The sequence below is a fragment of the Paenarthrobacter sp. NPDC057981 genome (assembly GCF_042886835.1).
Classification (GTDB): Bacteria; Actinomycetota; Actinomycetes; order Actinomycetales; family Micrococcaceae; genus Arthrobacter.
Map to the genome: position 1 here is coordinate 179,358 of NZ_JBHVQI010000001.1, position 14,530 is coordinate 193,887.

The window sequence follows — 14,530 nt, forward strand, 5'->3', positions numbered from 1 at the left end:
TACGTGGCCTTTTGCTTTCTTGTCCAGGTGGCGGCCGCTGTGACCACGCCGCAGAAGTGCGGCCCCAGGCCGCCGTCGTTCTTCAACCCGACGGCGGGCGCGGGTTTGCTGGTTGGCCGTCCTGAGTGGATCTCGAGATCCACAGGCGACTGCCGCGCCGACATCGCGGCTGTCTGGTGGATTGTAGGCGCTGCACTTGTGATGGTAGCTGCGCTCGCCGTAGGGGGTGTTCTCACTTGGCGGATGTGGAAGCAATCGGGTGCGTGGTTGCGACAGGACATTTTGAGTCGGGATGGGGTGGCCGGCAGAGCGGAGATTGTTCGGGACTTCGGGGCCAGGACGGTCCGACGGCGAGGCCAGTACACACGCCCGGGGCTGGGTAAGCCGAGCGTCCACGACGTTTCCTGGACGCTCGGGCGCTCGCGGGGAGTGACCATCCACGTCTCGACCGAGGAATCGATGGTCATTCAAGGTGCGCCGCGTTCAGGCAAGGGTTTGTACGTAGTGATCAACGCGATCCTTGATGCGCCTGGAGCTGTAGTGACGACCTCCACGCGTGCTGACAACCTGGTGGTGACCATGCGAGCGCGGAAGTCTGAGGGGCGGCCCGTCACGGTCTTCGATCCGCAGGGGATGTCGGGGCTGCCGTCGACACTTCGCTGGTCACCGGTTCGAGGATGCGCCGACCCGGACATTGCTACTCGCCGGGCCTTGGTGATCACTGCCGACACTGAGATGAAGGGTGAGAACGCCGCGTGGCAGAAGCGGTCGCTCATTGTTTTGCAGTGTTTGCTGCATGCTGCCGCGTTGTCGGGCGGGCGGGTTGCCGCCTTCCGCCGCTGGTCCTCCAGTCCGGTTCTGGCACGTGAAGCACTGGATGTACTTGCGAGCCCCGCGGCGGCACGTGGCTGGCAAGCGGATTTGATGGGGATCCTGGAGGACGATCCACGCAACACATCGAACTCCTGGATTGGGGTCTCGGCCGCGGTTGCACCTTTGTCCTCACCAAGGGTGATGGCTGCCCTTGATCCGCAGGATGAGGAGCAGGAGTTCGATCCCAAGAGCTTTATCAGGCAACGGGGGACTCTCTACCTGATTGGAACCCGCTCCGGAGCTGCGGCCGCCGGGCCCTACCTGTCTGCGCTAATCGACGACATCGACAACGCGGCTCGCGAAATGGCTTTCGTGTCAGCAGGCGGGCGGTTGGACCCGCCGTTGTCCTTCATCCTGGACGAGATCGCGAACTTGTCGCCGTGGCCCGGTCTGCCGATTGTGCTGTCCGACGGCGGTGGAATTGGCATCTCGACTCTGGTGGTACTGCAGTCCCTGTCGCAGGCTCGAAGTGGGTGGTCGATTGAAGAGGCTGCGACGATTTGGGATTCGGCGATCATCAAAGTCATTTTCGGAGGTGGGTCTGACGAGCGTGATCTGCGCTCGCTGGCCGGGTTGCTGGGGGAGCGGAGCCTGATCTTGAACACACGGTCTTGGTCGTCGCAGGGTCGGCAAGATGGTGAGCAGATTCGGGAGAGTCCCGTGATTCGGCTGGACGAGATCCGCCGCCTTCCGGTAGGTACGGCGCTCATGTTGGGCCGTCGGACACGGCCGATTCTCTTGGATCTACGTGATTGGCATAAGCGTAAGGACGCTGCTGAGCTGGGGCGTTCGAAATTGGAGACCGAGCGAGAGCTTGCCGCCGGCCATATGAACCGGCAAGAAATGAACAGCGAGGCTGATTGATGAGCACCCAGGCGGATGATGCTGATTTCGAGGTGGGGCGGGTAGCTGACTTGGATGATGAACTGACAGCGGAGCTGTTCCGGTCATCGTTCCAGCCGTCCCATCGGAACGTGGGGGTGACGCATCGCTGGCGCGACATGACCTCGGAGCAGGCAGAAGGGGCTTGGCAGACTCTCTTCGAATGGGTGCGATGGTTTGTTGGCGCCTACCAGCTTACGACGTCCGTTGTACCGGATTGTTGGTGGCGGCATTCCGAGATTGTGGCAGAGCTCTATGCGCTACAACGGGCAGAGCTGGCTTCATTCACCTCTGACGATTCCGGGTTCGGGCCGCTGGCCTTCCACGAAAGGCTCCCACACGCCGTCGAACGTCTCCGAACCCACACGAGAACCGCAGGTTGCGTCGGTTTGCAGAGCCACAAGGAACCCATTCTGCGTGTGGTGCCGTTGGACGGCGACTTTGAGACCTGGAAGTCGGGAGCTCATCAGGTGGACGGCTGAACGTCATGCGGTTCGCCGCGGTATTTGTCATGGATGAGTGATTGTTTGTCAGGCCGTTTCGAGAAGTATGAAGGGTGGCTGTCGTGGCCCCTCAAATTGAAGATGGTCCCGCTGTTGGCATGGATGCTGAACCAAACCGTGGCGGCCGCATGTCGCCCGAGGAGCGTATCGCTGACCTCACTGCTGGGCTTCACGCGGCCCTCGACGAAGCCATCGAATCACCCGCGCGGTGGCAGGTCTTGCTGGATGCTTCTGCGACCCTGTGGCGTTATTCGGGAGGCAACGTCGCACTCCTGATGATGCAGATGGCCCAAAGGGGGACCGATGAACCTTCGCTGGTGGCTGGATACAAAGAATGGGCACGGCATGGAAGGACTGTCCTCCGAGGCGAGCATGCGTTGTGGATCATCGCTCCCCGGACGGCATCGATGCAGGAATTGCGTATGCCCGACGGGCAACGGAAGCTGCTGCCGTTGAGCCAGGCTACGCCACCGGACGCCGTTACGACCGGCAAGAAGAGCGTCGTCACGGGATGGCGCGGACAGGCGGTCTTCGACGTCTCGCAAACCGAAGGGACGCCGTTGCTGGTTCCTCGAGCGGGCCTGCAGTCTGACGTGGATGTGGACGGACTGTGGCGTTCGCTCGCCGAAGTCGCTGAGCAGCATGCATTCAAGCTGGACGTCACGCGCTCGCAGTATGGGCTGACAAGCGGATTCACGGACTTTGCGGAGCACCGGATCCACGTCGGCGCCTGGATGAACCCGGAGGAGCGCGTGGCTGTTCTTGCCCACGAGTTGGGGCATGTGCTGCTCCACGGGCCGGACGACCGCGTTGGCCGGCTCTACGGCAGCAGCGTGGATCACCGCGGCTTGGCCGAGGTTGAAGCGGAGTCGGTTGCTTACACCGTTCTTCGCGCCCGCGGCATCGATCGCTCCGCTCGCTCAGCGAGTTACCTGGCGGGCTGGGCTGATGCCGTTATTAGCGCGGAGAAGGATCTGCGGCACGACGCTTTGGATAGTAGAGTGCCTGCCTCCCGGGTGGACATCGCCAAGTCCGTTTTGGGGCGCGTGACGGCGGCGACCAAGGGCATCTTGGCGGTGTCGGATCCTCCTGGATTTGGCGGGAAGGTCGCGATGATCGAGGCCGACCGCCGAGTCGTGGACGTGCCGACGTATGCCGGCGTTCCTGGACCTGGTGAGTCGATGCGCGGTCCCGAATTGGCTGGGCCTTGAACTTGGTAGGTGTCCGATGGGATCGGCTCGTCGGCTAAGGAAGGAACAATCATGAACACGAAGATCCTGATCACCATTGCGGGCAATCTAGTCGCAGACCCTGAGCTCACCATTGGTGAATCGGGGACTCCGCACGCAAAGCTCCGCGTTGCAGTCAACCAACGGATCCAGAACCCCGACGGGACCTGGCGGGACGGCGAACCTGTGTTTCACAACGTTTCCGCGTTCCGGATGCTGGCTGAGAACGCCGCCTCTTCTCTGAAGAAGGGCGACCCCGTCATGGTTTCCGGCGAACTCGAGTTCCGGGCTTACGACAAGGACGGCGAACGGCGTGAAGCCCGGCGGATCATCGCTGACACCATCGGCCCGGACCTTCGGTTTGGAACTGCCACGTATCAGCGGGCGGCACGCCCCGTTGTCGAGTCCGAGGCCGTGGTTGAGGCGACAGGCCCGGAAGCCACGACGGCGACCGGATGGCCTGTTTACAACGTCTCGACGAAAGGTCCGGTGGTGACATCCCCTTTCGGCGGAGTGCTGACCAATGACATGACCATGTGATCCGCTCGTTGCCGTTGCTTGCCCACGTCTGCTCCCAGAGTGACGTGGGCTTTCTTCTGTCGTCGTTCGATCATTCGAATATATGTTCTAATCTTGATTCTATGAGACCTAAGCAAGACTCAGCCGCCTTTGCCCGTATGATGGCCCAGCTCGACGCCGACAGCAAACACCCCAAGCCCGACGACGGCAAGATCATCGAAATGGCCCTGGGCAAGCAGCCCCTGGTCCGTATCAACGAGATTTACGGACGCGCGATCAAGTACACAAGGTCTTATGGGCTGATCGAGTGGGTCGACGACCAGCGGGTTTATCACGTTCAGTGGTTCCCGGCGGGGCAGGTCAAAAGGGTGGACGCGGAGTCGTGGAGGGGGAGACCGCTTTAGGTTCCAAGACAGCTCCTTAAGGGAAAAATCGTTCACAGTCCTCGAAACGTGACGCGATAGGTCGGGTTGTTTCGGTTTCTGAATGTGCCTTGGGAATTTCTACGTGGTGAGGGACGATGTCGAGATGACAACCGAGGGAACGCCAGTTGGAACCGTTCAGGCGTTGTATCGCTACGCGGTCAAGTCCACTGCCGGTCAAGGTCTGCAGAGCGTTGATGTGACTTCCCGCGGACTGCAGCATGACCGTGGGTGGGCCATCTACACGGCGGACGGCGGCATAGCAAGCGGAAAGCGCACCCGGCGGTTTCGACCTGTTCCGGGGCTGATGCAGTGGTCATCGGAAGTGCCTGCAGGTCGCGATATTCCAATCCTTGAGAGCCCTCACGGGGACCGGTTCCATGCCGACGATCCCGCTGCTTCCCAAGTCCTCTCCACCGCGTTTGGGCAGCAATTGAGGTTGCGGCCTGAAACCACCGTCCAGCATCACGACGAGACCCCGCTTCATGTTGTGACGACTTCTTCATTGGCTGCTCTTGCCGGGCTTTCGGGCGGGGCGGTGGATGCTCGGCGGTTCAGGGCCAACATCGTCATCGATACGGGGGCCGACCCGGTATTCCAAGAAAATGATTGGGCTGGAGCGGAGCTGGCCATCGGCGAACACGTTCTGATACGCCTCGGTCAGGGTATGCCGCGCTGTCTAATGATCGACCAAGACCAGCGCGCTGTTCCCAGAGGACCAAAAACACTTAGGCTTCTCGGCACCCACTGCAACACAGAGTTCGGTCTGCAAGCCCACCCCGCCCAGCTTGGGACCATTAGCGTGGGAGACAAGGTCACGCTGCGCCGTCCGGAGGCTCCTGGAGCTTAGTCACCCAGGTTCATCTGCGGCCCGGCGGATCTCTGGGCCGTGCAACTATTGAGCCATGTCTGGGGATACTGCACTTCTTTCAATCATTGCTGAGCGTCGTTATCCCGGGCGGGGGCTTGTCCTGGGACGAGATGCTGACGGTGTCGCCTTCGGTCTTTATTGGCTGACCGGAAGAAGTCCCGCCTCGCAGTTGCGCCGTATACAACTGGGCGATTCCTCGATTGCCGTGGAGGATCTGACGGATGGACCTCGCGATGAATTGAGGCACTACACAGCAGCCCAGCGAAACGCAAGGACGATCGTTCTCGGGAACGGCACCCACGTCTCCGACGTCTGGTCCGACCTGGAAGCCGGCGTCCAATTCGATGAAGCGCACCGAAAAATTGCTTATGAGCCGGACCCTCCCATCTATACGCCCCGCATCACTGCGGTTGCTGACCTGACCGCTGATGGTGCCAGCCGCTTCGTCACCGCCGGCGCCGTCTCAGACCCACGATGGCCCGGCATCACCCAGCATAGAACTCTCCATATTGAAGCCCCGGCAGCGGGCCAAGGACAGCTCGTCACCACTTACTCCGGCGATCTGGACAACCCAAAACCCCACGGCAATCCCACGGCAGTACTGGTGGAGTCCGGCTGGGAATCGCTGGTGACCGATGTCTGGAGTGCTCTCGATCCTGGCCTGAAAATCGCTGTGTCGGCTTTCCCGTTGGAGGGCAACAACTTTCACGACGGAGTGGTCAAGAACAAGAACGCTTGAGTCCCTAGCGAGGCAGGTTGCCTGTGTTCTCAGCGCGAACTGACCAGGGCGGCTGTGGCGATGCGCTTAGGTCCCGTTTGAGGCTGTAGTCGATTTCTCGGGCTTTGAACCGTTAGAGGCAGCGGATAGCGTCAGCCGGGGAGGTGTGGCCTTTGGCTCTCTTCCGGTCCCGGTAGGCCGGGATCTGTGGTCGTATCGGAAGCGGCAGATGGCGATGAGGTAGATGACTCTGTCGGCTTGGCGGCTGCCGCCTCGGTGCAGTCTCATTCGGTGCGATTTCCATAGGCAACAGGGATGGCTGCGACGCCGCAGAGTATGTCAAAGGCGCTTCGCTGCGGAAGCGCTCAAGGTTCTGTCTGGCGGTGGCCGGCGTTCTCGGGGTAATTCTGGGGACATCGGCAGCACCTGCTTCGATCACCGGGCCGAAATGCTGGCGCAGGGGTTGGCTGAACTCCGCGAGCTAATTCCCCGCGCGCGCTCGAGTAGCTGAGACAAGCTGGCGTTTCGAGCTCCTCTAACGATGCTGATAGTTGAGCGGAGCCCACGCTAGGATTTGGTCAGCGAAGATTCGATAGGTCGAGGGCCAGGGATTGCCTGGTTGAATCTGTCTAGGATCTGGTTTGATGAGAAGTACCGACCCCGGCCAGAGGGGTTCTGGCAGTGCCTCGATCCATGCGGGCTGGATGTAGTCAAGGCGGTTCCAGCGGATCGTGATCCATGAACCCGTGGGCTGCACTTCATCGACCGACAGTACTGTCACCTCCGTGGTTGTCGCGCCAGCCTGCTTGAGATTCTCAAGTCGGCTCCATTTCTCCCTCGTTGCGGATTTCCACAGACCGAGCCTGCGAATGCGCTGGACCCACGCGGCAAGGAGGATGACGGCCACTGCGGCAACGGGCGCAACCATTAGGTATGAGCCCGCCATCGAGGAGGTAAGTCCGATCAGAATCGGGGCGACGGCAACTGTCACGGCGCTCAATATGATCAGAGCGGGTGTAGCGACTCGTGGTCTGAGTACGGGGTTGATCTGCATGGCTTGCTCCCTTTCCAGTTTAAAGCTGCCAGCCACTGCTGGTAAGGCCTTGCTGGGTCGGAAGCAACGGGTAATCTGCGGCAGTCGAGGATACAGTCAACGGACGGCGAGCACGCGTTAGTGAGTCTCGGAGCTGCTGCCATTGCCTGCCTTGCTCCCAGTCCCACTCGGCGGGCCGAGCGCCAAGAGGCAAAGCCGAGTCGTGGACGCCCCAGCGGTCCCTATAGATGGCAACGCTCCGAACAAGCGACGCTCCTTCGTAGCTTTCGGTATGAGGGTTGAGCTCATTGAAGAGAGCTGTCTTCCATTCGGGCTCCTCAAGCATCGCTGTTCTGGCGACTTGTTCTGTTCGGTTCCCGATCCGCCGTCGAACCTGTCCAAGCATGAAGGCCAGATCTTCACGCGTGTCGGTGAGCCTCTCTGTCAGTGGGTCGGAAGCTAACTCCGGCATTAGAGAACAGAATCTGCGGAGACGGGCGTGGACCACGGCCGTGACGTCGTCTGCGGTGGCATCGGCATCAAGGACCTGAGCGAGTACGCGTTGTGCCCCCGGGCGACTAACGTTGGTCGCCTTGCGCCATGCCGCAACGGCTGCGCCCCATGCAGGTGAAGCCATCATCGCGTCGGCGCCACCGGCGCACTGCGACTCGATACTCTTCGACAAATCCAAGCCAGCCGCTATTTGTGCTAAGTAGTCGTACTCCCGGCTTAGCCGTTCGAGGCCGTCGGCACGGGATCGCTCGAAATCCCTGACCTCGTGGGCTGTCCGCTCAGCTCCCTCAGCGGTCAGTATTTCGCCTAGGACTGATCGCCAACCGACGCGTGAAGTTGGGTCGAGGATCTCTTCCTCATCTGGATCGTTTTCGCTGACGTAGGCAACATTGGAGTGCCGCCCACGGGTCATGCTCACGTACAACAGCTCTCGTGTCAGTCGACCGGGGGTGACGACGGTGTGGGCTGTGTCCACCGTCAGGCCTTGGGACCGGTGGGCGGTGGTTGCGTAGCCCAGTTCCAATGCGATCTCGACATATGCGGCCGATAACTGAACGCTGGCGCCGGTGTCTTTTCGGATGGCGCGAAGTGAACCCCTCCGGCTGTCCACCTCAGTAACTTCAAGCAACGTCCCGTTGCGGAGGAAGTCACCCTGGCTGTCGCGAATCGTCCGGTCGTTCCTCCGAGCGATAACTTGGTCGCCGGGGCCCGCCCGGAGACCGTCCCTCAGCACAACCGTGTGCTCGGCATCGACGTCGCCGCATACGACACGGTCAGCCTGGGCTCGCTCATTGAGCATCTTGACGGTCTCGTTGTCGGGTCCGATTAGCACGGACACTCGACCGGCGAGGACATCATCGCGCCACCCAGCGTACGCACCGTCCACCATTGCCACGTAAACGCCACGGCTGATCCGGTCGTGCTGCTCGTACTCAGAGAGAGCAGAAATGCGTCCATCGCGCAGCGCCAAAGACGCCAACTTCTCCCACTCGTGCTCGAAACGCCAAATCGTACTCAGCCGCGCTGCCTTGCCTTGCCGGTCGAGCCAACCGAGAACGCCTCCGGCATCGATCGAGTCGAGCTGGGCAGGGTCGCCGACCAGCACAATCTTGGCTCCAGCGTCCTGCGCTTGCCTGACCAGAGAGGCCAACTGGATTGTCGACACCATCGATGCCTCATCGACTACGACCAGTTGGTTACGCCTAAATCGCCACTGGCTCTGTTCTGCAGCTAACCGGGCTGCCGTCTGCTCAAAGCGGGCACTGACGCGGCCCCTACTGGACATCGTCGTCAGCCGAGCTTCCGCTGCAAAGAACTGACTGGCTCTTTCGCTCGCACCCGAACCAACGGACTCATGCAACCACTTCGTCACGTTCTCTGTGACCATGCCAAGCCCAATCCCGAGCACCTCGGCGCTCGCAGCTGCCGGAGCCAAGCCGACCACGCTGCCGACGCCGAACGTGGATTCCCAGGCAGATTTGATTGCACCGAGAGTTGTCGTCTTCCCGGTGCCGGCGGGGCCGACGATTGCGTCCAAGCGACGAGAACTAACGAGGACCTGCGAGGCTGCGGCCCGCTGGTCATCAGCAAGTTGCATACCCTCCTCGCTGGAGTATGAGGCGAGTGGCTCGAAGGTGGGCTCGACCGCTACGACCGGGCCGCCGTCGTCGTTCGCTGCTGCCAGCACTTCTTCCTCGAAGGCGAGCGTCGCCTCATCCGTGTAGAGGCGTGCGCCGTGGAAGTCAAAGACGCTGCGTCCAGCAAAGCTGAGGTCATCGCTGGCATCCGTCGGGAGAGCGAAACGGTATTCGTTGAGCGGCACGGACTGGCGCTCCGCTCCGGTGGCTACCGCCTCGATCATGGCGTTACGGTCCGCGGGGGAGGAGCAGCGGATCTCCGCGCAAACCCGCTCGCCCTCGGCGATCAGGTTCCAGCGATTCCAGGTGGATCGTTTGGCGGCTACCCTTTGTCGCGTGACATGCCCGACGGCGGCAATCCAGTCCGGGGCTAAGTCGCCGACGCTAAACGGGCGTGAGCGTGAGCGGTGGATGGTGGAGGCGACTACGGTTTCGGGGTCGAGGCCCTTGGCTTTAGCGCGTTCACGCCATTGGGCCGAGAGCTGGCGAAGGGGAGTGGGCGTTGAGTCTTTGGGATTGCGTGTGGTGAGCGTGGCCTGTTGGCGGAGCTTGACGATGGTGGTGGCTGCGGGGTGGCTGCCGTGGTGGATGATCCAGTCGTTGATGAGGCGATCTGTTTCGACGTCAATGAGCCGGGATCGGTTGGAGAACTCGCGAATGAGTTCCTCCGAGATTCCCGTGAGTTGCTGGCTTGGGTTGTGAGTGTTCTGTGCAGGTGCGCGGATGTCCGTGTCGGTGCCGAGGTTGCCTTTGAGAGCGTCGAAGAGGAGGCCGTTGTAGTGTTCGCTTGCCGCGACTACGGCTTTGTAGAGGGAGCGTGAGTCGAGGGTGACCCAGGCGTTGTCGGTGATTCTTTGGACTCTGTTGGCGATGACGACGTGGGTGTGAAGTTGCGGATCACCGGCGCGGGATTCCCAGTGGTCGAAGGCTGCAGCGACTACTCCGCGGGTTCCGAGGTGGGCAATGCCGTTGCGGCCCGAGCGGGTGTTGATGACTAGGTCCTCCAGCCATTGGAGGGCTGCGTCCACTGCTTCGAGGTGGGTCTTGAGGATCTGCTCTTGGAGATTCCGGGGACTGAGAGCCCAGAGTGCTGAGACGGATTTGGGGACGCTGAAGGTGAGGTCGAAGCCGGCGACGGATTGCTTGGAACGTCCCTGGCTACTGGCCTTTTCCGCGATGGTGGGTTGGTTGTAGGGCCTGCCTAAGGCGTTGCCGGTGTCCGGATGTGTGGCGTCCTCGAAGATGGCTTTGGCGTCGGACTCGGTGACCTTGTCGCCGGGCTTGCGGTTGATCCCGTCGAGCCCGCTTCCGACCCACTGGCCTTGGGGAGTTCCCGACTTGGTGTAGTAGCTGATGGTGTCACTCGGAACGATGGTGACGTCGTCCAGCATGGTGGATTTGAAGAGGTACTTCAGCCCGGACTTTGTTGAGAGCCTAGCTATCGACATGGTCATGCACGAAGCGCCCCCGTTCTGCTCTTGTTGGGCAGCCAACCTCGACGGCGGAGGATGCCGACTGTGGTGGGGTCCAGGGCTACGCCCTTTGCCTTCGATACGTGGACCAGGGCAGCGGCAACGTGGGCGAGGTCTTGGACGTTAGTCCGTTGAGCTCGTTTGAGGCGGAGGACTTCGTTGTGGAGAAGGCCGTTCCGTGTGTCGAGCTCGTCGTAAATGGCGTGGAGACGGTCGAGCTCCGAGGACTGCGATCGCAGTTCGGTCGCAAGGCGCCCGATGTGTGCTTGGCAATCGCTGGTCCTTTGATCTGCGGGCTGTTGATTCTTCTTGTTCACAACGTTTCATACACGCCCCACCGCTAGCCAGCATGACGAATCGCCTTGGATGCCAGAGGTGTGAAGTTGGTGACGGCGGGACAGGTCGAGGGAGATGGTACGTGCAGGCGAGGGAATCTGCCTTGGTGGCTATGGAGACGGATGCCTGTCAGCAACGCGGCTCAGACAGGAGCAGGACGCGAAGAAACTGGTCCAAAGGAACGACGAGGCTTAGGGCAGGCAACCTATTTGTTCCTGATGCATCTCATGTAGGCCATCCAAGCTGGGCCGCGCCAGCGACATCGGGTACCGACTTCTGCACCCAGGCGGCGTCTGCATCCGTGCCTGGCCGACGACGGCGTCGCTGCGGGCAGGGCCGCCAACGTGGCGACCTTTCGCCACGCGTTCTTGGTGTTCACGGAGCGTTCCGTCGCGTCCGCCAGGATGCGACTTGGGCCAGTAAGGGGCAACATCGATTATCTGGTGAGCCACTGCTGTAAGTGCCTGTTCTTCGTGCTGCCAATATGGAATCTCGCGCATGGACTGGCGGGCACTCGGCAGACGGCCTCTCCACAAGCACGTGGGAGTAGCTATATGAATTAGGTATAGCTGGGCATCCAAAACTTAGGAACAAATAAGGGTGTTCTTCTGTAAGACTTGTCACACCGATTATATACGATTTCGGATCTGGGCACCGATAGATCCTAATGGCTCAGCTTTCGATGGGAAGGCTGGGGGATGGCGAGACTTAACCGAGTCCAGTCCCCACCTTGGCTCATACCGCCACGCAAGCGGGGATGCCTTACGCCTTGCGGCCGCCAGCCGGGGTCATCAGCCGTACATGAAAGTTAGGCAAGGGAGACCCTGCAAGGCAGGATCGCTGCAGCTGTCCAACGCTTGCCACAACTCACAACCGCTCGGCGGGTCGAACACTGGAGACATGAGACATGACAAACTTGCCACACGCTTTTCAAGGCTTGACGCTGACTCAGATTGGCGTCCTTGTCCCAGATCTCGCGCTTGGAATTCAGACCTACAAGGAAGTGCTCGGTCTGGAAAATTGGGCGATCTACACTTTCTCGAGCGCAGTCGTCCCAAATCTCACTTACCGCGGCCAAACCGCAAACTGCACTTTCCGCATCGCACTTGCCGGGGAAGGTCCTCAGATAGAGCTCATTGAGCCTCTGAGCGGCAACTCCGTATACGCGGAGTGGATCGAAGCACGCGGCTATGGAGTACATCACTTTGGCTTCCTGGTTCCGTCGCTTGTCGAGATGCTGGGCCGGCTTGAAGTCGAGGGCTGCGTCCGGTACAAGCCGGAAGCGGCTACGGCCTAGACAACGACGGCGCTTTTGCCTACTTCGACACCGTCGACTCCATGCAAGTCATGCTCGAACTTATCGAAGCCCCGGATCGCCGCAGACCAAGCGAAAACTTGTAAACGCGCCGGGCACGATTCCTTCGGGCAAGTTCCGTTCCCCGCCCGGCTAGTTCTCGCGTTACACGGGGACAACATATGCCTCGCTTCCATCGGCGGCCGATAGCGCCGCCGTACCGCCAAAAATGAAAGGACTCCAACTTGGTTAGTTACTTCACGAAGACGCGTGTTGCCGTCGTTCAAGCTGCCCCCATTTGGCTTGATGCGGACGCCACCGTCGACAAGACCATTAGGTTGATGGGCGAAGCCGGCCGCGAGGGCGCCAAGCTGATCGGCTTCCCTGAATCCTGGATCCCTGGCTACCCGCATTTTCTTTGGACAGAAACAAACTCCGAATGGCCTAGCAGGTTCGTGAAGCGGTACTACGAGAATTCCCTTGAAATCAGCAGCCCTCAGATACGACGGATTCAGCAGGCAGCTATGGATCACGAGGTCTCTGTTGTCCTCGGCCTGAGCGAGCGAAATGCGGGATCGCTTTACATCTCACAGGTCGTAATCGATGAGACTGGCCGCATTCAAGGGCTACGTCGCAAGTTCAAACCAACCCATGCCGAGCGCGGACTCTTCGGAGAGGGGGATGGGTCTGACATACTGACGTTCGATCTGCCCGGCGTAGGGCGGGTGGGAGCCCTCAGCTGTTGGGAGCATATGCAGCCGCTCCTGAAGTACACAATGAATGGCCTCGGAGAACAGATTCACGTCGCTTCATGGCCCGCAGTGACTCAGCCGTATTACCAACCCTTCACTGCCGAGGCGTACGAAACGATTAACCGCATGTACGCGATGGAGAATCAGTGCTTCGTCCTGTGCAGCACTGCAATCTTCGACCATGCAGGAAGCACCCTAATGGCGGACACAGACGCCAAGCGCCAACTCGCTCACCTCCACGGCGGTACAAGCCGAATTTATGGCCCCGACGGCACAGAACTGGCAACGCCGCTGGCCCCGAGCGAGGAAGGCGTCCTCTACGCTGACATCGACTTGAGCGACATTCTCACTGCGAAAAATGTCATCGATCAAGTCGGTCACTACTCGCGGCCGAGCATCTTTCGCCTGCACGTCGACAAATCAAGCCCCAAGTCATTTGAATTTTCCGGCACCCAGGGGCCCAGGGACAGCTTGGATCTTCCAGTCCAGTTGGGTGACTATCCCGGTGCACCGGCAGAGCAGAAAGCGTTTCATGAGTTTCCCTCCATCGACCTTCAGTAGTCATTGCCGCAATAACTGGAAAACCGCGGCTGCCTCGTGGCGCCCAACTCCCCCTAGCCCCTAAACGAGTACAAACCCTTGCGATGAAGCCCCCTTTTGAAGGAATTGAGAGATGAACGATCTAAGAAACCATGCCCAGACGGGCCTGCTCACGGGCAGAACCGCCCTGATAACCGGCGGTTCAAGTGGCAATGGGCGGAGCATCGCCCTTGCCTACGCCAAGCATGGAGCCAACGTAGTCATCGCGGACGTTCGACCGGATCCGCGAGAGGGAGGCGAAGCCACCCATGACCTAGCTGGGGAGATGGGCGTGCAAGCTGCCTATGTCGCCTGCAATGTAACCAAAGGTGTTCAAGTCCAAGCAGCGGTGGAAGCTGCGGAAGACATGGGTGGTCTCGATGTGCTTGTAAACAACGCGGGCATTCTTGAAGGCAAGGATTGGGTCAATCTGGACGAAGAGGAGTTCGACCGGGTGATGGACATCAATGTGAAAGGGGTATTTCTGGCGACGCAAGCAGCAGCAAAAGTGATGATCCCCCGACGAAGGGGATCGATCATCAACATGGCGAGTATCGCCAGCTACAAGGGATCTGCGGACTACATTCCGTACAGCACATCGAAGGGGGCAGTAAAGCTGCTGTCACAGAGCGTGGCTTCCTCGCTGGGGCAGTATGGCATCCTGGTGAACTCGATTGCACCAGGGCACATCGAAACCGCCATGATGGACCGTCGCGTGCTAGGAGAAGCGTATGACCGCTACGCGAAGGACATCCCGCTTGGCAGATGGGGGACACCTGAAGACGTCGCAGGAGTGGCTGTCTTCCTCGCTAGTAATCTAGCTCGATACATTCACGGCGAAACAATTGTCGTCGATGGCGGCGTGCTCGGCTGCCGTCTCCCGAAGCTCGGCTAGGA

General features: G+C 60.4%; 13 protein-coding genes. 10 read left to right on the top strand and 3 right to left on the bottom strand.

Translation table 11 applies throughout. The features are described from left to right. Positions 1-39: 39 nt before the first annotated feature. From ACFVSI_RS00850 to ACFVSI_RS00880, 7 genes are all read left to right on the top strand, one after another. On the top strand, positions 40-1,737 hold the full coding sequence (locus ACFVSI_RS00850; RefSeq protein ID WP_387819075.1) for a type IV secretory system conjugative DNA transfer family protein: 1,698 nt from the start codon (positions 40-42) through the stop codon (positions 1,735-1,737). Next, complete coding sequence (locus ACFVSI_RS00855; RefSeq protein WP_387819076.1) at positions 1,737-2,237, top strand: hypothetical protein; 501 nt, start codon at positions 1,737-1,739, stop codon at positions 2,235-2,237. The genes ACFVSI_RS00850 and ACFVSI_RS00855 overlap by 1 nt, the downstream gene beginning before the upstream one ends. An 83-nt stretch (positions 2,238-2,320) precedes the next feature. Next, entirely contained in the window at positions 2,321-3,469 is a 1,149-nt protein-coding gene (locus ACFVSI_RS00860; RefSeq protein WP_387819077.1) for an ArdC-like ssDNA-binding domain-containing protein, read from the top strand. A 51-nt stretch (positions 3,470-3,520) separates the two neighbouring features. Further along, complete coding sequence (locus ACFVSI_RS00865; RefSeq protein ID WP_387819078.1) at positions 3,521-4,027, top strand: single-stranded DNA-binding protein; 507 nt, start codon at positions 3,521-3,523, stop codon at positions 4,025-4,027. A gap of 101 nt (positions 4,028-4,128) precedes the next feature. Further along, on the top strand, positions 4,129-4,410 hold the full coding sequence (locus ACFVSI_RS00870) for a hypothetical protein (RefSeq protein ID WP_387819079.1): 282 nt from the start codon (positions 4,129-4,131) through the stop codon (positions 4,408-4,410). A gap of 124 nt (positions 4,411-4,534) precedes the next feature. Then, entirely contained in the window at positions 4,535-5,278 is a 744-nt protein-coding gene (locus ACFVSI_RS00875) for an MOSC domain-containing protein (protein WP_387819080.1), read from the top strand. 55 nt (positions 5,279-5,333) lie between these two features. After that, positions 5,334-6,038, top strand: coding sequence for an IMP cyclohydrolase (locus ACFVSI_RS00880; protein WP_387819081.1), 705 nt, complete (start codon positions 5,334-5,336; stop codon positions 6,036-6,038). A 514-nt stretch (positions 6,039-6,552) separates the two neighbouring features. Here ACFVSI_RS00880 and ACFVSI_RS00885 read toward each other — a convergent pair. From ACFVSI_RS00885 to ACFVSI_RS00895, 3 genes are read right to left on the bottom strand one after another with little or no spacing between them, the layout of a single operon-like run. Then, on the bottom strand, positions 6,553-7,071 hold the full coding sequence (locus ACFVSI_RS00885; RefSeq protein ID WP_387819082.1) for a hypothetical protein: 519 nt from the start codon (positions 7,069-7,071) through the stop codon (positions 6,553-6,555). Between the two features lie 19 nt (positions 7,072-7,090). Further along, on the bottom strand, positions 7,091-10,654 hold the full coding sequence (mobF, locus tag ACFVSI_RS00890; protein ID WP_387819083.1) for a MobF family relaxase: 3,564 nt from the start codon (positions 10,652-10,654) through the stop codon (positions 7,091-7,093). Further along, positions 10,651-10,989: a hypothetical protein gene (locus ACFVSI_RS00895; protein WP_387819084.1), complete on the bottom strand. Its 339-nt coding sequence runs from the start codon at positions 10,987-10,989 to the stop codon at positions 10,651-10,653. The genes mobF and ACFVSI_RS00895 overlap by 4 nt, the downstream gene beginning before the upstream one ends. A 926-nt stretch (positions 10,990-11,915) precedes the next feature. Here ACFVSI_RS00895 and ACFVSI_RS00900 point away from each other — a divergent pair. The 3 genes from ACFVSI_RS00900 to ACFVSI_RS00910 all read left to right on the top strand — a co-directional run bounded on the left by ACFVSI_RS00900 (position 11,916) and on the right by ACFVSI_RS00910 (position 14,528). Then, positions 11,916-12,305 carry a VOC family protein gene (locus ACFVSI_RS00900; protein ID WP_387819085.1) on the top strand — a complete coding sequence of 130 codons (390 nt, stop codon included), beginning with the start codon at positions 11,916-11,918 and terminating at the stop codon, positions 12,303-12,305. A gap of 242 nt (positions 12,306-12,547) precedes the next feature. After that, positions 12,548-13,615, top strand: coding sequence for a carbon-nitrogen hydrolase family protein (locus tag ACFVSI_RS00905; RefSeq protein ID WP_387819086.1), 1,068 nt, complete (start codon positions 12,548-12,550; stop codon positions 13,613-13,615). A gap of 112 nt (positions 13,616-13,727) precedes the next feature. Then, entirely contained in the window at positions 13,728-14,528 is an 801-nt protein-coding gene (locus ACFVSI_RS00910) for an SDR family NAD(P)-dependent oxidoreductase (protein ID WP_387819087.1), read from the top strand. The last annotated feature ends 2 nt before the right edge of the window (positions 14,529-14,530 follow it).

Coding starts and splice junctions, on each gene's coding strand:
- ACFVSI_RS00855 (WP_387819076.1), top strand. CDS start 1,737: ATGAGCACCCAGGCGGATGATGCTGATTTCGAGGTGGGGCGGGTAGCT.
- ACFVSI_RS00865 (WP_387819078.1), top strand. CDS start 3,521: ATGAACACGAAGATCCTGATCACCATTGCGGGCAATCTAGTCGCAGAC.
- ACFVSI_RS00870 (WP_387819079.1), top strand. CDS start 4,129: ATGAGACCTAAGCAAGACTCAGCCGCCTTTGCCCGTATGATGGCCCAG.
- ACFVSI_RS00875 (WP_387819080.1), top strand. CDS start 4,535: ATGACAACCGAGGGAACGCCAGTTGGAACCGTTCAGGCGTTGTATCGC.
- ACFVSI_RS00880 (WP_387819081.1), top strand. CDS start 5,334: ATGTCTGGGGATACTGCACTTCTTTCAATCATTGCTGAGCGTCGTTAT.
- ACFVSI_RS00885 (WP_387819082.1), bottom strand. CDS start 7,071: ATGCAGATCAACCCCGTACTCAGACCACGAGTCGCTACACCCGCTCTG.
- mobF (WP_387819083.1), bottom strand. CDS start 10,654: ATGACCATGTCGATAGCTAGGCTCTCAACAAAGTCCGGGCTGAAGTAC.
- ACFVSI_RS00900 (WP_387819085.1), top strand. CDS start 11,916: ATGACAAACTTGCCACACGCTTTTCAAGGCTTGACGCTGACTCAGATT.
- ACFVSI_RS00910 (WP_387819087.1), top strand. CDS start 13,728: ATGAACGATCTAAGAAACCATGCCCAGACGGGCCTGCTCACGGGCAGA.